The sequence below is a fragment of the Pedobacter caeni genome (assembly GCF_900129215.1).
Taxonomy (GTDB): Bacteria; Bacteroidota; Bacteroidia; order Sphingobacteriales; family Sphingobacteriaceae; genus Pedobacter; species Pedobacter caeni.
The window spans coordinates 37424-60450 of record NZ_FQUQ01000002.1 but is presented as its reverse complement, the minus strand read 5'-3'; the positions used below and the strand labels follow the sequence as shown (position 1 = coordinate 60450).

Annotated in this window: 16 protein-coding genes; 2 read left to right on the top strand and 14 right to left on the bottom strand. The window is 39.9% G+C overall.

Going from position 1 to position 23027, the window contains the following annotated elements; all coding sequences use genetic code 11:
• Positions 1-39: 39 nt before the first annotated feature.
• The 12 genes from BUC20_RS07605 to BUC20_RS07550 all read right to left on the bottom strand — a co-directional run bounded on the left by BUC20_RS07605 (position 40) and on the right by BUC20_RS07550 (position 17596).
• Positions 40-3150: a SusC/RagA family TonB-linked outer membrane protein gene (locus BUC20_RS07605; RefSeq protein ID WP_073229702.1), complete on the bottom strand. Its 3111-nt coding sequence runs from the start codon at positions 3148-3150 to the stop codon at positions 40-42.
• 102 nt (positions 3151-3252) lie between these two features.
• Positions 3253-4443, bottom strand: coding sequence for an ROK family transcriptional regulator (locus tag BUC20_RS07600; RefSeq protein WP_073229700.1), 1191 nt, complete (start codon positions 4441-4443; stop codon positions 3253-3255).
• 231 nt (positions 4444-4674) lie between these two features.
• The gene (locus tag BUC20_RS07595) at positions 4675-5994 is read right to left on the bottom strand and encodes a monooxygenase (RefSeq protein WP_073229698.1); all 1320 of its coding nucleotides are present in this window, start codon (positions 5992-5994) and stop codon (positions 4675-4677) included.
• 31 nt (positions 5995-6025) lie between these two features.
• Entirely contained in the window at positions 6026-6610 is a 585-nt protein-coding gene (locus BUC20_RS07590) for a redoxin family protein (RefSeq protein ID WP_073229696.1), read from the bottom strand.
• 68 nt (positions 6611-6678) lie between these two features.
• A complete protein-coding gene (locus tag BUC20_RS07585) occupies positions 6679-8280 on the bottom strand; it encodes a SusD/RagB family nutrient-binding outer membrane lipoprotein (protein WP_073229694.1) in 1602 nt (533 codons plus the stop codon).
• 19 nt (positions 8281-8299) lie between these two features.
• Positions 8300-11659, bottom strand: a complete 3360-nt coding sequence (locus BUC20_RS07580; RefSeq protein WP_200800908.1) for a SusC/RagA family TonB-linked outer membrane protein — start codon at positions 11657-11659, stop codon at positions 8300-8302.
• A gap of 103 nt (positions 11660-11762) precedes the next feature.
• Complete coding sequence (locus BUC20_RS07575) at positions 11763-12971, bottom strand: ROK family protein (protein ID WP_073229690.1); 1209 nt, start codon at positions 12969-12971, stop codon at positions 11763-11765.
• 196 nt (positions 12972-13167) lie between these two features.
• Positions 13168-14364 carry a signal peptidase I gene (gene lepB, locus BUC20_RS07570; RefSeq protein WP_073229688.1) on the bottom strand — a complete coding sequence of 399 codons (1197 nt, stop codon included), beginning with the start codon at positions 14362-14364 and terminating at the stop codon, positions 13168-13170.
• Between the two features lie 6 nt (positions 14365-14370).
• Entirely contained in the window at positions 14371-15111 is a 741-nt protein-coding gene (gene dapB / locus BUC20_RS07565; protein WP_073229686.1) for a 4-hydroxy-tetrahydrodipicolinate reductase, read from the bottom strand.
• Between the two features lie 121 nt (positions 15112-15232).
• Positions 15233-15862 (bottom strand): DUF5683 domain-containing protein, encoded by a 630-nt coding sequence (locus tag BUC20_RS07560; RefSeq protein WP_073229684.1) that lies wholly within the window; start codon positions 15860-15862, stop codon positions 15233-15235.
• Positions 15862-16782 (bottom strand): ParB/RepB/Spo0J family partition protein, encoded by a 921-nt coding sequence (locus tag BUC20_RS07555; protein WP_073229683.1) that lies wholly within the window; start codon positions 16780-16782, stop codon positions 15862-15864. The genes BUC20_RS07560 and BUC20_RS07555 overlap by 1 nt, the downstream gene beginning before the upstream one ends.
• Before the next feature lie 10 nt (positions 16783-16792).
• Positions 16793-17596: a ParA family protein gene (locus BUC20_RS07550; RefSeq protein ID WP_073229681.1), complete on the bottom strand. Its 804-nt coding sequence runs from the start codon at positions 17594-17596 to the stop codon at positions 16793-16795.
• Positions 17597-17779: 183 nt separating this feature from the next.
• Here BUC20_RS07550 and BUC20_RS07545 point away from each other — a divergent pair, with 183 nt between their 5' ends.
• Positions 17780-18301, top strand: coding sequence for an NADPH-dependent FMN reductase (locus BUC20_RS07545; protein WP_073229679.1), 522 nt, complete (start codon positions 17780-17782; stop codon positions 18299-18301).
• A 16-nt stretch (positions 18302-18317) separates the two neighbouring features.
• On the opposite strand, the gene BUC20_RS07540 is transcribed toward BUC20_RS07545, so the two are convergent.
• Entirely contained in the window at positions 18318-18773 is a 456-nt protein-coding gene (locus BUC20_RS07540) for a substrate-binding domain-containing protein (protein ID WP_073229677.1), read from the bottom strand.
• A 144-nt stretch (positions 18774-18917) separates the two neighbouring features.
• Between BUC20_RS07540 and BUC20_RS07535 the strand changes: the two genes are divergently transcribed.
• Positions 18918-20450 (top strand): ABC transporter substrate-binding protein, encoded by a 1533-nt coding sequence (locus BUC20_RS07535; protein WP_234994477.1) that lies wholly within the window; start codon positions 18918-18920, stop codon positions 20448-20450.
• Positions 20451-20509: 59 nt separating this feature from the next.
• Here BUC20_RS07535 and BUC20_RS07530 read toward each other — a convergent pair whose 3' ends face one another.
• Positions 20510-22960 (bottom strand): TonB-dependent receptor, encoded by a 2451-nt coding sequence (locus BUC20_RS07530; RefSeq protein WP_073229674.1) that lies wholly within the window; start codon positions 22958-22960, stop codon positions 20510-20512.
• Positions 22961-23027 lie beyond the last annotated feature (67 nt).

Sequence of the window (23027 nt, the reverse complement as noted above, 5' to 3'; positions counted from 1 at the left end):
GTTTTTAATTAAGGGGCAATCCCGATAGGTTAATAAAGCTTAGAAGCCTAAGGTCAGGTTAAATAAATAAGTACGTGAAGTTGGTGCACTGATGTTCTCAAAACCTGTAGCATTGCTACCTGTAGCATAGATCGTCTCAGGATCGACTCCATTCATATCACCTGTAATTAACCAGACGTTGTTACATGACAATCCTACTTTGACCTTTTGGAAAGGTGTTTTTGCCAACATTTTGCGTGGTAAATCGTAGCTTAACTGCACATTTCTAAGGCGGATATTGGTTGCATCGTACATGTTTGCTTCGGTTATACCAAGGTTACCATAACCACCCACTGTAGTCCAGTATCTTTCAGGACTTACTGCTTTGGTATTCTGTACATATTGGCCTCCGATAAGCACTACTCCCGGAACCACCATATCTTCTCTTAAACCATTCTTCGCAGTAACTTCGGCTGTGCCGTTTAATTGTAAAGCATTGTTGGTAGCTGAAAATATCTGTCCGCCAAAACGTGCATCAAAAAGGAAAGACAATCCAATTCCTTTATAAGCAAAACTGTTGGTCACACCCAACAAGCCACTTGCCTGTTGATTTCCAAGTCTTTCATTTTGTCCGCCACGTTTAGGAAGCCCCTCATCAGTAAGGATCATTTGTCCAAAGAAAGGGCTATTTTTATCTTCTACTCTTGAGAATTTACTTCCATAAATTTCACCATATTTTTGTTTGGTAGCAGCCAATATATATACGTCATCATATCCGCCTAAACGATATTGTGTAATGTCTGGTGTAAGCTCGTTTACCGTATTTGTATTTCTGGAGTAATTCACCATCATATTCCAGTTCAACGATTTCTCACCAGTCAGGATTTTACCATCTACCATTACTTCGAACCCTTTGTTTTCGATATCTCCGGAATTCACTTTTCTTTTTTCGTAACCACTCATTGGATCCATTGGGATCTCGATCAATTGTCTGGTTGCATTGGTTTTGTAATAAGCCGCATCAAAGCCGATACGTCCGTTTAAAAACCGCATTTCAGCACCAACTTCAAATGATTTAATCAGCTCACTCTGTACCTCAGGATTATAAAGGACTTTTTTTCTTGCTGCCGTGGGTCTGCCGTTAGGATCTTTACTAATATCATAAGTATTGTACAACTCGTATGGAGGAAGGTCATTACCTACCTGGGCAAAGGAAGCCCTTACTTTACCAAAAGTCATCCACGAAGGCAATGTTCCACCAACTTTCCCGATCATATCGGAGAAGACAAGTGATGCACTTACAGAAGGATAAAAGTAAGAACGTTTAGCTTTGCTTAAAGCCGAAGACCAGTCGTTTCTAAAAGTAACATCAACAAAAGCATATTGATCCCAGTTTAGCTGACCGGAACCGTATACAGAGTTTATTTTTTTACGTTTAAGTTCTTCGTTCATGCTGAGCAGACCGACCCCATTTTTGATGGAAAAGAAATTAGGCACAAAAAATTCACCTGTATTAGCGCCTAATATGTTCGTTTTCTGAGACATTAAGTTTCCTCCTAAAGTTAAGGAACCACCAAACTTACTATAAAGATTGTCTTTTCTTGCCGTGATTAAGGTGCTGAAATTCGTCTCTGTAAAGGAAGTTCTATCCACGCTGTATCTTCCGTTTTTTACAATCGGGCTACCTGCATAAACTTTAGCATTGGCATCTGTATTGTACATATCTGCACCTGCTTTGATCTCTGCATTTAACCAGCTGTTGAACTCATATTTTAAGGAAGCATTCATGATAAAACGGTCTCTGCTGTCCTCATTAGTGCTGAAACGGTTGCTCCAGTAAGGATTAACCTGGTTACTACCGCCAAACCATAACATGTTATTCTGATCGTTGGTAGCTCTGCTAAAGTTGCGGATATCCATAGATCTTGGCAGCATATAAACGGTTCTGAAGATATTCTCATCTCTCGCCCCGCCCATTGGCCGGTTGTTTGCCGTTGTATTGTTGTACTGAATTTTAGTATCCACAGTCCATTTATCGTCCTTACCGAATTTACTCAGTGCCCTCGCCAACAAGTTCGTCCTCGTCAGTTTAGCTTCCGGAGTCATCCCCTTATCCTCTGTTCTATTGAATGAGGTATAGATAGAAGTCCCTTTATATTGTTGTTGAAGGGAAACGCTTTGATTTAAAGAAAGTCCGTTTTTAAAATAGTTGTTTACATTGTCATAAGCCTGGATAGGTGTTTTTGAACCGTCCCAGTTTTCGGCCAACTGTCCTTCAATTTTCGGTCCCCAGCTCGAGCCAAGCTCTTTTTTTGTTGCTCCCAGGGAACCTTGTCCAAATGAATTTTGAAACTTAGGATTGGTGAAAATTGTCTCTATACCCACCGAAGAAGACACTGTGATTCCTAATCCACTTTGTGCTTTTCCTGACTTTGTTGTAATCAAAATCACTCCGTTTCCTGCTCTTGAACCATATAATGCAGCTGCTGCAGGCCCTTTTAATACCGACATACTTTCAATATCTTCTGCATTGATATCAGCAAGACCATTTCCCATATCCAGCTTAGGATTATTAAAATCATTATTGTCTGTTCCTGTAAAATTATCCATTGGAACACCATCCACAACGATTAACGGCTGATTGTTACCAGTAAGGGAATTGTTTCCTCTTAAGGTAATTTTTGAAGAACCACCAGGTCCGTTGCTGGAGCGGGTAATCTGCAAACCTGCAACTTTACCAGATAAAGCATTCACAAGGTTTGGCTCTCTGGCTTCTACCAGGGACTCTCCCTTTACTTCCTGCATCGCGTATCCCAAAGATTTCTTTTCTCTTTTAATACCCAATGCGGTCACTACGACCTCATTCAGCACTTTTTCATCATCCTGAAGGATCACCGTCAGGGTTGCAGATTGTCCTACTGCCACTTCTTTGGTGGATAACCCAATGGAAGTAAAAGTAAGTATTGCACCTGGCTTCACTGAAATCGTGAATTTTCCATCACCATTGGTAGAGCTGCCATTTTTAGTGCCCTTTTCAGTAACACTTACCCCAGGAATGGGCAAGCCCGACTTCTCCGTCACCGTTCCTGTAACTTTTTGTTGGGCATACGCTGATATTGTTATTGCGCTCAATAGCAGAACTGCCACACACTTTAAGTACATGTGTTTCATTTTCAATAAAATTAATTGTTAAAATTTAGGTTAATTGACTCGTATTGCATTGGTATTTAAAAGGTTTTAGCTCATCCCTAAACTAAAAGCCGTATTTGTATTCTAATTAAAATTACAGTTCTCTATAACCAGTGTTGCTGCCCCTAACAGTCCTGATTCTTTTGATATTTCGGAGACTTGAATGTCTGTGTATTCCGCCAGTCTTGGAATACAAAACTCGTTAATAGCTTGTTGTACCGGGGCCATAATTATTTTACTGGCAACAGCCGCCCGACCGCTCAAGACAATTAATTTCGGATTGATGATGTGAATTAAAGTGGCCAGACCTTTTCCGATCAGGAAAGCAGCATCAGACAGAATGGAAACGGCAAGCGGGTCTCCACCTTTAGCCGCATCCAGAAAATGATCTCCGGCTAACTTAGTTTCATCCAAAAACAACTGCTCCAGGCTTGAATTTACACCTGAGCTGATCTTGGCCTTAGCCTTGTCGACCAATACGAGGATAGAGGTATCTACCTCCAGGCAGCCTCTTTTACCACAGGAACACAGCTTATTACTCTCTGATAACGGAATATGACTGAATTCACCTGCATAGCCGCTATGTCCTCTGAACAAGGTACCATTGATCACCATTCCCAGTCCGATGCCCCATCCGATATTAACGACCATGACATCTTTAATTCCCTTACCAGCTCCGAATTTCAATTCCGCCAAAGCGATGATACTCGAATCATTGTCTATGAAGACAGGGATTCCCAATGCCTTGGTTAAATAACTCCTCAGGTTACCATCGCCCTCTACCTTGAAAAAAGTATGGTTGATTCCAAAATCTGCATTCACAAAGCCAGGCATACCTATCCCCACACCGAGAATTTCCTCCACAGGAATCCCGGAATTGGAAATATAGTTCTTTAAAAATTGTATCAGTATTTTAGTACCGTTAGGATATTCACTAAGCGATAGTTTCATTGTTTCCGGTGCCATTTGCACCTGATTCAGTAAATCATAGATGACCACCTGGGTAACCAGCTGATCCATTGATACCGCAATTGTATACCGGTGTTTTTTTTGATTCAACAGAAAAGTAAGCGCCCTTCTTCCACCGGTCGAAGGAGCCAGACCAGATTCCAGTACATACCCTTCTGCTACCAGATCGTTTACTGTCGTTGTAACTAAAGGAAGACTCTTATTAGTTAACTTGCTTAACTCCGTTAAGGTAAGCATGTTATTGTAATACAAGCACTTGATCACCTCCCTACGGAGCTGATGGTATTTTTTCTTTGTCGCAGTCACAAGTTTCGGTTTGTCGGCCCAAACTTAAATATTTTTTCGATAAACACAGTTAACTTATTAAAATAATTTTTAAGTGTATAAGAAAAAATACATTCAAATAAAAGGAAATTGAGATGACAAAAAAAATCCAGGATATTCATATGAAATATCCTGGATAAAATTTACGTTGTAATTAAAGATGAGTTATCGTTAATCCTGCTTATCTACCTAAGCAACAATTATTTCCTGTCGCTATTTATCATCCAGGACAAGCGTTTCATCACCTTCCTTATAAGGAAGAAAGACCATCACCAGTGTCATCATCTCATCAGTAGACTTCATATCTTTCGCGGAGAATACCATTTTGGGTGGATGATTGGGATTATTGGGATTTTCCTTTGTATTGTCGTAAGTTCCTTCGATCGTAAGAATTGCCCCTTTAGGGATTTTCACCAGTTTTTTTAACCTGTAAATCTCCTGCCATCTGAAGTCCCATGAAGGAATAGAAACCAGTTTAATCGTATCTCCTTGTGGTGATACTGCATAGGCCTTAAAATCTTTACCCAACAGGTGCATATGTGGCCATACATATAACAACGACTGATCTTCAGGTGTGGTAATCTTAAGATTAAACTTTCTGACAGAATCTGCAGGGATCATAAAATAAGGTTCAATAGACTTTTCTCCTATTCCACCGGAACCTAAACTGATCACACTGACCTTTCTGTTTATTGGGGTCTTTTTATAAAAGAAGTTGATTCCCGAGATGTCTTCCATATCCACAGCTGCTGGCGCATAATGGATGGTCAATAAAACCACGCCTCTTTTGGGCATGATCCATCCCATATCGTTTGGATAGGATTCAAAAGAAGTTCCCGGAATCCAGCCCCCGTAATAAGTCATTGTTTTTTTAAACGGGAAATACATGGCATATTTTGTCCGGTCGTCATCGGTCAGGTTCAGGTAATCATCCCCCTGGTTGATGTCAATTCCATCTTCTACCGGGTGAACGGCAAAATTAGCATGATGAATGATTTTTTTGTTACTGGACTCAAATTCTATTGCCTCCACATTTTGCATCTGAGCCTGTTCAAAAGGGATTTTGAACACGATGAAGCGCTCTTTGTTATCTCCCTTCACCAGAAAAGCTTTTTTCATTTTGATCACATAATCAGGCTTCCTGTGCAACTGTGTTTCTGTCGCACTTAAGGAAAGTGTTTCTGATTGCCCCTTACCGGCCTTCCCTTCAGGAGCCTTTTGATCCACCCATGCTGCGATCAATTGTTTCTCATTTTCTGAAAGAGAGCGGTCATTTTGAAAATCCCGGTAATGGGTGTCAGGTTTCCAAGGTGGCATATATCCCGACTGGGTAACTTTTTTAATGAAACCCGCTCTTTTGGCTACATCCTGATACGTAAGTAATGAAAAAGGGGCGGCATCCCCGGGCCGGTGACAAGGGGCACATTTGGTCTTTATAATCGGAGCTATATGCTGGTAATAAGTAATTTTCTGGGCGGAAACAGCTGTATTAAGCAGCAGTACCAGGCTAATTATCAAAGTATATTTTTTCATTCAAATGTTTTTTTGGCTGGGATTCGGTGAGCTATAAATCATTAATCAGGCAGCCAACAGGCTTGGTTTCCTTATAACTACTTGTTTTTGCAGTTATGAGTTGCGATAAGGCATCATCTAAATAGTTTTCGGTGATCACCTGTCGTTTTTTTCCCAGACTCACGGCCCAATTGTCAATCAAACCTCTGTAAGTGATTGCCCCCATGCGATTGATGACCAGCACTTCAGGCGTAGTTGTTCCTTTAATGTATTTGGTGAGTGAATGATTTTTATCAATTAAAACCGGAAAATTAACCTTGTATTTCCGGCTAAATTCGTCCACTTCTTTTGCGGTATACGCTGCTCCGGGAATGATTCCATAAAATGCGACACCAGGATATTTAAGCTGAAGTTTAGCCGTTACCGGGGCGTAGTTTTGACACAATGGACATTCTGGAGACAACAGTAACAATACGGTTAATTTTTCAGAGGTCAGACTGGTGTTTTTTCCATTCTTATCCATCAAATGAAAAGAAGACAGTTTAGACCAGGACAATATCTTGGGGCCTATAGTTGCTGAAATGCTCATTGCTCCTGCAAACCATAAGATCAGTACGATCGATTTATTAGATTTCATAGCCGTTGAAAATAGAAAGAACTCCGGATTGCATCCGGAGTTCCTTAAAATTAATGATTTTTCATTGATTATTTTTTATCCCACCAAACACGGCCGAAAGGATCATTTGGCCCCTGTCCGAAGTCGGGATTAGTAGCCATTTCCGCAAATGCCGCCTGTTGGTTGCTAAAGTTTAAATTTGATGGAAGCAAATTCGTCAGACCAGCTCTTCTGATCAGTTTTAGCTCAGAACCATTTGCCTTTAAAGCTGACCATGCCAGAACGGAAGTTGTATTCGGGAATCCTGTACGTTTCCACCATGCCCATGCTTCTAATGGCTGTCTGAAAAAGTCAAGATAAGCTTGAACAGCAATCTGTTCTGTTGCTTTCGAAGCATCAAATTTTACTCCTGTGGCATTGTAATAAGCATCAATTTCGGGTGCTTTTACTTCTACATAGTCACTGATTTTTGCATCCAAAGCTCTTTCATTATAAAACTGAACAGATGCATAAACTCCTTTTTTATACCAATCTTCAGCCACATCAGATGTGATATTTCTTGCGGCAAGATCTGCACGTATAAAGCAATATTCAGGATAAGTAAGTATAGGAAAAAAGCCTTTCCCTTTCCCATCCCGAAACCCATCATTCTCATCGAAATTTGGGGTAAACAAACGATGTTGTAATTCTGACAAAGTATCTTTCACCTTGTAGAGCGCGGCATTCTGAGGAAGTTTGGCGTCATCCGGACTTGGAAAACTGCCTACATATAGCGTATCCTTATTAGTTCTGTAATAGATTCTCAATCTTGGATCCTTTTTAGTCACCATAAAATCAACAACAGGTTTTGCGGCAACGAAATTATCCGGATTCCAGTTGGAGCCTGCATCTGCATAAGTCGGACCAACCTTAACCATCCAGGAATCTACGTTACCTGCCATTTGTACATTATCAGCTAAGACTTCAGTTGCGATCGCTTTTAGTTTAGCCGGATCGACCTTGATTAAACGAAGCGCTACTTTCAAACGAAGCGCATTAGCTGCTTTGATCCAATTGGTCACCGCACCATTAAACATTGGATCATTACCACCAAGATCCACCTGTCCGGTTGCTCCTGATCTTAAAGCTGTAACCGATGCTTTCAGCTGCGCGTCAACGGTTGCAAAAACCTCACTTTGCTTATCGTATTTTGGTGTAAAAGTGCCCCCATAACGTCCCTGAAATGCTTCAGTATATGGAATACTTCCATTGATATCACTGGTATAAAATGCATAATAACTCAGCAGTATCTGGCTGATCGCGCGAGCATTATTATGTTTTGCTTTTTCTGCTTCAGGCATCGCATCAATTGTATTAATACCATCAACTAAAGCAGCACCAACATTATTATAAAAATTCCCATAACGGGTATTAAATTGTGAGCCTACATTGTTAAAGTTTGCTGAATTCCCAGTAGTAAGTGTTGCATACTGCATCCATAAATTTGCAGCACGATAGACATCTGCAAAATACTCAAAGTCATTTGGTATGCTCGAAGATGCTTTTAAGAACTGATCTCCAGGTTTAACGCTATAGAGTGTTTCAGGATTTAAATTGGCATCCACAAAGGCCTGTTTCTTACATGACACCGCTGATATCATGACTACCAATAGTAGTGATAGATATTTTGTGTTTTTCTTTATATTTTTCATGTCAATATTTTTAATTTGATTAAAACGCTGCTTTTATGTTAAACCCTAAACTCCTTACATAAGGCCATCCCCCATATTCAGCAAAAGCACCTGCCCTATTGCTAAATATACCTTCCGGATTAATTCCATTTTTAGCAGTTTTATACAGATAGCCCAAATTTCTACCCGTCAGTGTTACCCTAAGGCTATTGATTTTGAAATTTGAAAGTAACTTTTTAGGTAAAGAATAACCCACAGACACTTCTCTTAAGGCTACCCATGTGTTTTCGAATACAGAATATTCCCTGATACCACTAGACCATTGGCTTAAGTTCTCATAATAAGCATAAGCAGGAATCGGCTGCAATAGCCCTTTACTGACCGCCTCTGCATAAGTCATGCCGCCCATATCTACTCCTTTTGAGATCAACCCATCATTCAACACACCATCAGGAATAATACCATCATGCTTAACGACACCTGCCGCATCAGTGTAAGTAACACCACCAGTGGCTTCATCACGACCAAATAATGAATTCTCCAAAGAACCATTTGCAGAACCATATTGATGTGTTCCTGAAGCCATTAAACCACCAACTTTAGCATCAACCTGAAAACTAAGTGAGAAGTCTTTATAAGTGAATTGCTGGGTTGTACTTGCAAGGAATTTTTCCATCATCGTACCCAATTCCTTTCTTTCTCCATTATAATCCTGAGAGCGAACGAAAGTATAATAACCTCCCGTTGTTCCGTATCCTGTATTTCCTAATACTTTTTTACCATTATTAGGATTTGCAATAGGGTTACCACTCGCATCTTTCTTTTGATAATAAGAGAAAGCTGAACCTGTTACCAATGTACCATAGTCTCCGCCAACTTTTGCAACGGAAACGATGTCATTACCAAAAGCATAATCCATCTCATAGGTATCTACACCTGAGTAAAGGGATATAATTTTATTCTTATTTCTTGTAAAGTTAATGCTTGAGCTCCAGCTGAAATCTTTTGTAACAACAGGTTTTGCAGTCATTAAGATCTCTATCCCCTGATTTTGCACATTTCCGGCATTCAGTGAGCGTGAGGTTACCCCTGACTCCATTGGAAGAGATAAGCTCAGGATCTGATTAGTTGAATTTCTTTTGTAATAAGAGACATCAAATCCCAGACGATCACCAAAGAATTTTAAATCTGTACCGATCTCCAGCTCTTTAGTTAACTGATTCTTAAGATCAGGGTTTTTCAAAATTCTATCAGAGAAACCAAATATTGATTGATTGCTGTTACCTGAATTATTGAAAGTTCCATTCAGGTTATAATATCCAGCTTTATTTGTGAACTGCGCTTCTGCATCCAAACCGGTATAAGAATATGCTGCTCTTAATTTACCGAAAGATAAGATAGAATTTTCTCCTTTAAATAAAGGTAATTCAGTAAAAGTCCAGGCCATACCTACACTAGGATAGAAATAAGAATGATCACCCGAACCATCTCTGTAAGTCAATGTTGAAGACCAGTCATTCCTGGCACTATAGTTCAAAGTCAACATATTTTTCCAGGTAAAGTCACCATAAATATATACCGCATCTGTACGTTTACCCGGATTTGGATAAGATTTGGTGGTTGCCGGGTTCAATGAATTTGAAATGGCATACAGATCAGGAGCATTCAAACCTCCATTGGTGTAAGATGAACTGAAATATCCTGAATTATTAACATTTAAACGATAGGTTTCTCCTCCTAAAGCGAAGTTAGTTTCCAGGTCTTCTGTAATTTTACGGCTTCCACTTAACAAGCCTTGTACACGGTAAGATTTATTACTGGATTGATCTATCTGGTAGTCTCCGCCAGCAAAACCGATCCTTGCACCTCTGTTTTTTCGCTCATATTGAGTAGTATAAGCATTTGTATTTGCCTTCACCAAGCCTGTCAACCAAGGCGTCAATTTGATATTAAAATCAATATTAGCAATCAGGTTATTTTCTTTTTGTATTCTATTGTCTTCAAAAAAAGCATAAGCCCAGCTTCCCAAACGATAGGGGTCATTAATATCAGCATCAACAGAGCTTAATGCACCACCAGCAGGATTGGTGTAATTTTTAGTATAGTAATTAATGTCAGCGTGTCGAGGCATATAATAAGTAAATGCAAACAGAGGATTATTCCTACTTCCCTGTCTTCCAGGATTTTTAGACTCCGACATTGTGTAATTTACACTTGCATCAACAGAAATTGTTCTGGATATATTCTGAGTACCCCTAAATGCGAAAGTGTTTCTATTCAGCGCATTATCCGGAAGGATACTGGTATTGTGAAGATTGGTATAAGACAAGCGAAAACTATTGTTTTCTCCGGCTTTTTCAATTGCAACGTTTGTATTGATAAACTTACCAGTTTCAAAGAAATCAAGTGGATCATTTGCGCTCCATGGAACCATGCGTCCATTCAGGTCTTTTACCATATGACCATCGAATTTTGGCCCGAAGGAATACCCCCCCTGATTAATTGCAGAAATATCCTCTATTTTATCAACCCCATTTGCATCTTTCTCAAATTGCGGCAAAATACCACCACCATATTGATTTTGAAAATTAACAATTTTATAGGCCTGATCAAAAGATGAAGTTTGTGAAACATTAATCCCTAATCCATCAGTCTTACGACCTTTTTTAGTAGCAATTAACAACACCCCATTCTGCGCCTTAGAGCCATATAACGCAGAGGCTGCAGCTCCTTTTAAGACTGTTAGGCTTTCATAATCATCAGCATTCAGGTTCTTCATGATATTACCAAAATCGGCATTGTCACCCCAGGAATCCGCGCCGGTTGTTCCTGGTTCAATTAGAACTCCATCGATCACCACTAAAGGCTGCGTATTGTTACCAAGCGAAGCATTACCGCGGATTCTGATTCTTGAGGAAGACTGAGGACCACTGGCTCCCTGGTTGATCATCACACCGGCAACCTTTCCTTGTAAAGCATTCACCACATTTGCGCTGTTCGTTTTAGTAAGCTCTTCTCCTTTCACCTCCGTTACTGAATAACTGATCTTCCTGGTATTGGTTTTAGTACCAAAACCGGTCACGATCACCTCTGATAAAGCTTTTGCATCATCCAGCATTGTCACATTTAAAGTACTTTTATCTTCTACAGTTAACTGTTGCGTCAGCAAACCAATAGAAGAAAAAGTAAGTACTGCACCTGGTTTTACCGAAATAGAATACCTTCCACTTGCGTCGGTGGCCGTGCCATTTTTACTGCCCTTCTCAGTCACACTTACACCAGGGATGGGCTCCCCTGATTTCTCAGTTACCCTTCCGGTAACTTTTTGCTGCGCATAAGCTGATATTGTTATTACGCTTAATAACAAAACTGCCATACACTTTAAGTACATGTGTTTCATCTTCGATAAATTTAATTAGTTAGAATTTAGGTTAATTGTTTAGTATTGCATTGATCTTTAAAAGGTTTTAGCTTATCCCTAGGCTAAAATTCTTCTGTATATTTTAGTTAAAATTACAATTCTCTACTACCAGTGTTGCTGCGCCCAGGAGCCCGGCATCTGTGACTAATTCAGAGACTTTTATATCTGTATGTTCTGCCAAACGGGGAATACAAAATTCGTGAATGGCCTGTTGTATAGGGGCCATTAAAATTTTGCCTGCAGTTGCCCCTCTACCGCTTAAAACAATAAGCTTAGGGTTGATGATGTGAATTAAAGTGGCCAGGCCTTTTCCAATAAGAAAAGCGGCATCGGCAAGAATAGAAACAGCTAAGGGATCCCCCGCCTTAGCTGCTTCCAGAAAATGATCACCAGGCAGTTTGCTACTGTCCTGAAACAAATGTTCCAGGCTTGAGCTTACGCCATCTGCAATCTGAGATTTGGCCCTTTCCACCAATACCAGCAAAGAGGTATCGACTTCCAGACAGCCACGTTTACCACAAGAGCAAAGTTTATTGCTCTGGGACAAAGGAATATGGCTGAACTCGCCAGCATATCCACTATGTCCCCTAAACAAACTACCATTGATCACCATTCCCAAACCGATCCCCCAACCGATATTTACTACCATTACGTCTTTAAGGTCCTTTCCTGCACCAAATTTCAACTCTGCCAATGCGATGATGCTGGAATCGTTGTCTATGAATACAGGCAATCCAAGTTCCTTACTTAAATATTTTTTTAGATTTCCATCTCCGTTTACTTTGAAAAAGGTATGGTTTACCCCATGTTCTGCATTTACAAATCCCGGCATTCCGATCCCTACACCCAAAATCTGGGCTACAGGAATACCCGATCTCAAAATATAATCCTTCAGAAAAGTGATCAATGCAGCCGTGACCTCAGGACTGTCCTTTAGCGTGAGCTTCAGGAGCTCAGGTTCCGTTTGTACCTGATTTAACAAATCGTAGATCTGCACCTGTGTAACCAGCTGGTCCATAGCTACTGCAACAGTATATCTTTGCTTCTCTTTGTTGAGCAGAAAGGTGAGTGCTCTTCTCCCACCGGTAGATGGAGCCAGTCCATGCTCCAACACATATCCATCAGCGACCAAATCATTAACCACACTGGTAATTAATGGTAAGCTCTTATGCGTAAGATGACTTAACTCAGTAAGAGTTAACATCTTACTGTAGTACAAATGTTTGATCACATCTGTCCTTAAGTGCTGATATTTTTTAATGCTGGCGGTCAAAGTTTGAGGTTTTGTCATATCAAACTTAAAATATTTTTACGAATTACAAGCATACTTATTAAATTATTTTTTAAGTATGGTGCACTTAAATAACAAAAAAATAAGATTTATGCCCGTAATTATGCCGGAAATGCAATTTTCAGCGACAAAAATATTTACAAAAAAAAAGCGGGTGATGCCATGCATCACCCGCTTTTAAGCCAATCCTATTGGCTTAATGTATTCCTTTAAGCAAGCGGTTCCATCTGATTTTACTGAAGAAAGATCCATTGGTATCATAGCTCATCCAGATAAACAAGGCTTTTCCAACAATATGATCTTCCGGAACAAAGCCCCAATAACGCGAATCCAGGGATCTGTGACGATTATCTCCCATCATCCAATAGTAATTCATCTTAAATGTATAACTATCGGCAGCAACACCATTAATCAACCAGCCTTTACCTGATTTCTCTACTTTATTTCCTTCATAGATCCGGATACTTCTTTCATAAAGCGGCATCGTTGCACTGTCCAGTTTCACTGTCCAGCCTTTTTTAGGAAGGATGATCGGGCCGAAATTATCTACATTCCAGTTTCTGTTCGGATCGAAAGGGAAGATATCCGCATCTCTTTTCTGATCAACTTCTGTCAACTCCTTCACTGATTGCACAAAATCCAGTTTCTTCACCTTGTCCATCATCGGCTCTGTACCTGTAAACTGGTAAGAATTCTGACTCATCGGAGCAATTTCATCGGAAACATTAAAGCCTATCTCCTTAAAAACATCGAAATTAACATCCGGAGTCTTAAAGACTACTTCATAGGCAATCTGTCCTGTATTTTTCAGCTTTTCAGCTTTACCATTGATGTAAACCAATCCATTTTTCATGCTCACCGTATCACCGGCAATTCCTATACATCTTTTGATATAATTTTCTCTTTTATCTACAGGCCGGCTAACAACTGTAAACTGGCTGTTCACCTTTTGCCAACCCAGAGATCTTACCATCTGATAATAGTCCTGATCCTGATATTCCAATGCTACAGTATCTCCCTGAGGATAGTTAAAGACTACCACATCATTTCTTTTGATATCAGATAAGCCTGGCAGTCTGCGGTAATCCCACTGAACGCCATCCCAATAGGCTTTAGTACCTGTAATAGGCATGGTATGGTGTGCAAAAGGAAAAGCAACCGGGGTCATAGGAATTCTTGCGCCGTAATTCACCTTGCTTACAAAAAGAAAATCACCTACCAGCAATGATCTTTCCATAGAGGCAGTAGGGATCGTATAAGCTTCAATAAAAAACACTCTGATAATCGTGGCAGCTATTACCGCAAATAAGATGGCATCAAACCATTCGCGGCTTTTAGTTTTTTTTGTTCTTGGCTTGGCATCTTTGTTTTTTTGCCAGAATTTCCAATTCATACTTCTTTATTTAAAATTAAATATATCGGCTATGTTATAAAAGCCTTGTTTATTTTGCAACCACTCCGCTGCAACTATAGCACCCAAAGCAAAACCGGCACGACTATGTGCAGTGTGTTTGATTTCAATATCGTCCACTTCTGAACTATACACAACAGTATGTGTTCCAGGAACGTTCTCAATGCGGTGCGATTCAATCAGCACCTCTTCTTTTTTAATTACATCCTCAAAAGGGTTTCCCACCAGCTCATTTACCCATTCGCTTTTGCCATCCAGTTCTTCAATGATCCCTTCTGCAATCGTCATTGCAGTTCCACTTGGGGAGTCCAGCTTTTGGGTATGGTGAATTTCCTCTACCTGTACATCATAAGCAGGAAAGTTATTCATCAGTTTTGCCAGCACTTTGTTAATGTGAAAGAAGATGTTGACACCTATACTGAAGTTTGATCCATATAACAAAGTATTGTTACTGCTCAAACACTCATTTTTAACTTCCTGTAATTGTCCATACCAACCAGTAGTTCCCACTACAATCGGAAGGTTTGCCTCAAAACAGGCGTAAATATTACCAATAGCAGCATCAGGAGCACTAAAATCAATGGCAACATCAGCCTTTGACAAACTTGATTTGGTCATATCGCCCAGATTATCTGCGTTAATTTTCAAAACCACCTCATGGCCTCTTTCCAAAGCAAAACGTTCAATAATTTGTCCCATTTTACCATAACCCAATAATGCTATTTTCATCAGTCTATAATTGTTTTTTTAATGGATATGAAGCTTTCATCTTGATAAAGCTTTCATAAATCCTGAAGGTTTCATCGTTGCTTCTATTTGTATTATGTTATTAGTATATAAAAACCAGCGCCTAAAAGGCAATTTTAACTTTAACCCCTGGCACAGGCATGTTTAAACCATACATGGTATTGGTATTCATATTGATAACTGTTGGAGAAAACTTAATGGCTACATCTCCAACATCAAAATACTTCAACCTCGCATCGATATAAGCTTCTACTGCATTTAAAAGATACAAACCTCCTAAAGAAAAAATGATGATCTGTTTATTTCTCTTATAGAGATCCTTCGCATTTACCAATCCTGTTTCTCCCACAGAGACAAATAAAGCATCATTAGTTTTTCCGGGGTTGGCTAAACGGTAGTTTAATTCAGCCATAATCCGATTATAGCTCTTGCTATTGTCGATATAGGAGAGGGTAAGCAAGGTAGCACCGGTATAGATTCCGGCAACTTTTAATCCCCGGTAGAAGGTGAAACCATTTCTGATCTGTCCCAGACCAGGGAGCATTAAGGAGCGGAGAAAAGCCCTCCTTCCGGCGATTTTACCAGGGTTTACATACTTGGGCTGTAAGGTATCTATTTTTTTGGGAACAGGCTTTAAGGCCGTGCTGTCTTTCTTATTGACCAATACTTCCTGCGATTTAACCGCAAAAGAAGTAAGCAACAATACGACCGACAGCAGAAAAACTTTTGACATTACCAATCCAATAATTCTAAGATTCTGCTCAGGTCATCCTCAGACATAAAAGGAATTTCTATCGCTCCCTTTCCATTCTCCCCTACTTTGAGCTTCACTTTAGTGGCGAACTTAGAAGCCAGGTCTCTCTGTAATTTCTGATATTCGAAAGACACCCCTTTAGGTTGTTTTGGAAACTTGGATTTTACTTCAACGCTGTTGATGCTTCTTACCAGTTCTTCTACTTTTCTTACGGAAAGGCCTTTATCAATAATTTCCTGGTGGATAAAAAGTTGTTTGTCGACTTCTTCAACATTGATCAGCGCACGTGCATGTCCCATAGATATTTTCTGGTCCCTGATGGAAATCTGAATGACAGGTGGCAATTTTAAGAGGCGAAGGTAATTGGTCACTGTAGTCCGGTTTTTACCAACACGTTCCCCCAGTTGTTCCTGCTTCAGGTTACATTCTTCCAGCATCCGCTGAAAACTCAGGGCAACCTCAATTGCGTTCAGGTTTTCACGTTGAATGTTTTCGATAAGTGCCATCTCCAGCATTTGCTGATCATTGGCACTACGGACATAAGCGGGTATTTCAGTCAGTCCGGCAAGCCTGGAAGCACGTAGTCTTCTTTCACCTGAGATCAGCTGATATCTGTTTCCAGTCTGTTTCCTTACCGTAATTGGCTGGATCAGCCCCTGAATCTTGATGGATTCAGAAAGTTCAATTAAAGCTACCTGATCAAACTCCGTACGCGGCTGGAAAGGGTTGGTATCAATATCAGAGATTTTGATATTCCCAATCGCACTGTTATTGCTGGTTTCCTGCCTGGTTTCGCTTACAGGGTTGACTCCGTTTTTCGGTGGATTAACCGAGTCGCTGTCATCTAAAAGCGCACTTAACCCTTTACCTAAACCTGTTTTTCGCTGAAAAGATGTCATTAAAATAATTTTATATAATAGCTGTATTTACATCCTGCACTTCTTTCACCAATCCGTTTTTGCGGACGATTTCCCGTGCCAGGTTCAGATAGTTTATCGCTCCTTTACAGTTTGCATCATGCATAATTACCGATATACCATAACTAGGTGCTTCACTTAAGCGGGTATTTCTTTGGATGATCGTTTCAAAAACCAGTTCCTGAAAATGCGTCCTCACTTCTTCTACCACCTGGTTTGACAAACGTAAGCGTACGTCGTACATGGTCAGTAAAATACCTTCAATTTCCAATTCAGTATTTAAACGGTTTTGAACAATTTTAATTGTATTTAATAATTTACCCAAGCCCTCAAGCGCGAAATACTCACATTGAACAGGAATGATCACGGAGTCCGCAGCAGTAAGTGCATTAATGGTAATTAAACCCAGGGAAGGAGAACAATCAATAATGATAAAATCATACTGATCCTTGATCTTCTCCAGAACGGCCTTCATTTTATATTCCCTGTTGGTCAGATTGATCATTTCAATCTCCGCACCGACCAGGTCGATGTGCGCAGGTAAAAGGTCCAAATTCGGGGTTTCGGTTTTCTGTATGGCATCTGTCGGTTCGATATCATTGATGATACACTCGTAGATGCTGTTCTTTATACTTCTTGGATCAAAGCCAATACCAGAGGTAGAGTTTGCCTGAGGATCTGCGTCAACCAATAAAGTTCTGTATTCCAGTACGGCTAAACTTGCGGCTAAGTTTATAGATGAAGTTGTTTTACCTACACCACCTTTTTGATTTGCCAATGCAATAATTTTACTCATTTATCTTTTTAATAATTACCAATTATTTACTGAAGGCTTGCTGTTTACTTGATTTAAGTCTATAAAAAATGCTATTTTTGTATTGATTTAGGCACATTTTAATGATTAGCTAAGATACAAACAATTTAACACATACGGCATATAGGTCTTAAGTGTTTTACACATCTTATTAACAATTTATCCATGGTAACGATCATCTCAGGAACAAACAGACCTGGAAGTAATACGCTGAAAGTAGCAAAATATTACCAGAAAGTACTGGCAGAAAAAGGATTACAAGCAAATATTTTTAGTTTAGAGCAGTTACCAGACAACCTGATTTCCTCTGATTTATATGGAAAAAGAAGCCCTGAATTTGAACCTGTTCAGGAATTAATGACCAAAACCAGCAAGTTTTTATTTATCATTCCGGAGTATAACGGCAGTTTCCCTGGCGTACTGAAAACCTTTATTGATGCCTGTCAGTTTCCGGATAGTTTTTACGATAAAAAAGCGGCTATGGTAGGTCTTTCTTCAGGTAAGTATGGCAATATCAGAGGTCTTGATCATTTTGGCGGAGTTTGCAGTTACCTTCACCTGAATGTACTTCCTTTAAGGATCCACATTTCTACCATTAAAATGGAGCTGAATGAACTGGAAGATTTCTTCAAAGAAGACACCTTAAAATTCACGAATCAGCAAATGGATAAATTTATCGCTTTCTAATCTTTTCTAAAAAGCCTTAAACACCAAAGCTGCTCCAGTTTTTACCTTCATTTCCAAAAACAAAATATCCGGGGTATAACATCTCTGCAATATCTTCCAGCAAAGCCACCATGGCCTGTGGATCTTTGGCCGCCGCAGCCTGATCATCCAGGAGGTAAACCCTGTTGTATTCTACCGCCGGCCATTCTTTACTCAGAAGAGAAGGCAAAAGCCCCATCATCTCCAGCATACTCGCGTCCTTTTCAGTGTAAATTAAGACCCTCGCCTGGTTAACATCTTCCTGCAAAACACCCCCGGCATCATTAATGATCCCTTCCAGGTTGCGGTTTAAATGATTCTCCGTATCCAGGCAAGCAACAGTTACCGGCTCCATAAATTTTATTTTATGCTGAATAAGGTCCACCCGCTCCTGAAGTTCTTCACTTAAGACTTCGTCCTCCACCTTATTTATAACCGCATTTAAAAAAGACATATTGATTTATTTATTACTTTGTGCAAAATTAGTATTCCTACACTGATGCATCGTATTATCACACATATTTTTTACGGATTATTACTTCTGGGCATTACGGCTTGTACACAGCACAACTCTGACAAAGAGAAAAAAGTGTTTAACATGAACCTTGATCAAAACCTGACTTCCCTTGATCCGGCATTTGCACGCAACCAGAATGCACTTTGGATGGTCAATCAGATCTTCAATGGCCTGGTACAGATAGACAGTAATTTAAATACACTTCCCTGCATTGCCAAAAGCTGGAAGATCTCTGATGATGGGCTGAACTACACGTTTAACCTCAGGAATGATGTTTACTTTCACGATGACCCTACTTTTCCGGGCGGAAAAGGGAGAAAAGTAATTGCCTCAGATTTCGTGTACAGCTTTTTCCGGTTGATCGACCCAAAGGTAGCTTCTTCAGGAAGCTGGATCTTTAGTGATAAGGTAAAGGATATCCATAATTTCGTCGCTTTAAATGACACGACCTTTCAGATCAGGCTGATCAAACCATTTCCACCATTTCTAAGCCTGTTAACAGCACAATATTGTTCCGTGGTTCCAAAAGAAGTGGTTAGCCATTACGGAAAAGATTTCCGCAGTCATCCAATAGGCACCGGGCCTTTCAAATTCAGGTATTGGAAAGAAGATGAAATATTGGTAATGGTAAAAAATGAAAACTACTGGGAAAAGGAAAATGGACAGGCACTCCCCTATCTTGACGCAGTGAAAGTGACCTTTATCAGTGATAAACAGAGCGCATTCATGAATTTCATCAAGAAAGAACTCGATTTTTTCGACAAAGTTGATGGCAGTTACCGAGATGATATCCTCACTAAAAGCGGACATATGACCAGCAAATACAAAGGAAAGTTCAAGCTTCGAAAGGGGGCATACCTCTGCACAGAATACGCTGGATTTCTGGTAGATACCTCAAAGTCTATTGCCAAAAATTCTCCATTAAAATATAAAAAAGTACGACAGGCGATTAATTATGCCATTGACAAGCCCAAGCTGATCAAATACCTTAGAAACAGCATTGGGATTCCCGCCACTTCCGGTTTTATTCCTCAGGGAATGCCAGGCTTTGACAGCACGGCTGTAAAGGGATATCATTATGATCCGGAAAAGGCAGCGAAGTTATTGGCGGAGGCTGGTTTCCCGGATGGAAAAGGGATGCCACAGATTACCCTGAGCACCTCTACCACTTATAAGGACCTGATGGAATTTATTCAGGGAGAACTAAATACCATCGGAATCAAAGTAAAGGTGGATGTGAGTCCGAATGCCAGTTTAAGGGATATGATGTCTAAAAATGCCGTAAACTTTTTCAGGGGTTCCTGGATTGCCGATTATGGTGATGCAGAGAACTACCTCGCCATGTTTTACTCGAAGAATAAGGTTCCTGATGGCCCTAACTATACTGGTTATTTCAACAAAGAATTTGACCGCTTATTTGAAAGCAGTTATTTTGAAAATGATCCAAAGAAACGTTTTCTCCTGAATCAGAAAATGGACAGAATGGTGATGGAATACGCCAATATAGTTCCCATACTTTATGACCAGTCGATCGTAATGACTCAAAATAACATCAGTGGTTATCCCCTAAACCCATTGAACCTGATGATCCTGAAATCGGTGAAGAAGAAATAAAAAAGCCTTTCCGTTATAACGGAAAGGCTTTTTCACTGAAGTATCAATGCTTTCAGCATCTAGTTCTGAACACCTCCCATTCCTCCTTGATCTTCTTTTTTCAAATCGTCATTTTTAATCCCCTTCTTAGGTTGGGTGAATTTCAATTTACCAAAGTTATAGCTCAGGTTGATTCCGAATGAGCGTAAAGGATAATGGATATTTGTTGTTTGCTCGTATTTTGAACCATTTTTTGCATTTGTTCCGTTATTCACAGTATTGATCACCAGATCACGGCTAAACGGATTCAGAACGTTCAAACCAATGGTTGCTTTTTTCTTCCAGATTTCTTTCTTCACAGCACCACCATAGAAGTACATCGCATCAGTTTTACCCTGGAATGTACGGCGTGGAGAATTAATCACGCCCCATAGCTCTGTGTTCCATCCACCCGGGAATGCATAAGCCGAACGCGCAAATGCAGTATAATTCAGGAATGTACCCGTATTCACCATATTCTCAGCACTACCATTGTTCACGTTATAGGTATTTAAACCAATATTTGCCATTAATGTCCATTTTGGTTTAGGATTGTAACTTCCAAAAAGATTCATACCATAAGATTCACTTCTCCCTATGTTGGCATAACTGGTCATGAACGCCTGAGGTGCTCCTGCAGGGACAGGGAGAGGAGTAACGATACTTTCGATCACATTTTTAGTGGAACGGTAGAATACCGAAGCATTAATCACAGACCCTTTGATAAAAGTGGAGTATCCCATTTCGATGTTATCACTTAACTCAGGATTCAGATCAGGATTACCCCTCATGATGTTAAACTGATCACTTTTATTTTCAAATGGGTTTAAGTAGAACAAACTCGGGCGTTGAATTCTTCTGTTGTAGCTTACTTTAATCGTACTTGCACCTTTTAAAGTTTGAGAAAGGATCAAGCTTGGAAACAGGTTAAAGTAGTCGTTATTGAATTTTGTTCCATCTCCTGATAATCCTTTTATCTTGGTGTATTCTGTTCTAAGGCCTGCTTTTGCAGTAATCTTTTTAGTCAGCTTAAAGCCAAGCACACCATAAGCAGATGCAACATTCTGATCGTAATCAAAATCCTGTGCGATATTGCTACCATAGTTACTGATGATATTTCTAAAAATCCCCTTTAAGCCAGTTTCTAAAGTCGTGGTTTTACTAAAAGGGTAAACATAATCTGTCTGTACGGTATATTCATTATTCTTTCCTGTGTTTGATCCTAATTCCGTTATTCCTGCCGGATCCTTTAGCTCGTTTATAGTGCGGTTAGAAAAATCACTGGTATTTCTTCCCGCAGATAACTGTGCTGAAACGCTAAATTCCTCTCCTTCTTTTTTACTCGTCTTGCGGTAATCGACACTCCAGTCTATATTATTAAATCCCATATCCATATCGCGGATATTCTTAAGAAGAAGTGTATCAATCTGAACGGCTGATTCACCAGGACCACCATTAGAAAACCGATTAATTTTCACATTTGTGCTAATGTTATGGTAATTATTGAAATCATAGTCCAATCCGGCACTTCCGTTATATCCTACTCTTGACCATTTAGAAAATCCATTCTGTAACACACTACTCAGGATTTTCCCGGTATTATCTCTCAATATATTTGAAGACAGTACTTTTGAATTTTGAGGATAGGCATGATTTACACCCAGGCTCCCCGTTAAAGACAAACGCCCTGTTTTGGCATTTAAATTAAAAGCACCATTGTTTGAACGCGTACCAACTGAAGCATTTACACTTCCACTGGTTCCTTCGGCATTTTTCTTTTTAGTAATGATATTGACAATCCCTCCTGAACCTTCTGCATCATATTTTGCTGAAGGACTGGTGATCACTTCCACACTTTTAATCTGTTCTGCCGGAATCATTTTCAGCGCGTCTGCGACACTATTGGCCATCGTTCCTGAAGGCTTTCCGTTGATCAATACCCTTACCGCACTCCCTCTCATTTGCAGGTTACCATTAACGTCTACAGACAACATCGGCACTTTACGCATCACATCTGTTGCATCTCCACCAGCGTTGGTGATGTCCTGTTCTGCATTGTAGACCAGTTTATCTACTTTATTTTCAATTAAGGCCTGCTGTCCGCTGATTTCTACTTCTTTCAGGTTACTTGCTGTTGGACTCAGGTAAATCGCTCCTGCATTTAAATCTGGTTTTTCAGGCGTGGTTTTTACGGTCATCACTTTCGTTTTATACCCCATAAAACCAATCGATAATTTATATTCTTCAGGGCTAACATTCGATAAACTTAGTTTTCCGCGTTCATCAGTTACCGCTCCGTTTACTGACTTGCTGTCCTTAGATTTCATTAAGGACACTGTTGCGTAATCTATTGGCTTTTTAGTCACAGAATCCAGGATGGTTGCCGTAATTCTACCTGTGACCATCTTTTTTGCCGGACCTCCCATAGGAAATTGTGCCTTCGCCCCCAGCATTAAGATTAAACCAACAAATAATAGTATAGATTTTTTCATAATAGTTTTCATTTCTTCAATTAGTCTGCGCAAGGTAAACTTTGTTACACATTGGGGCCATAGATTT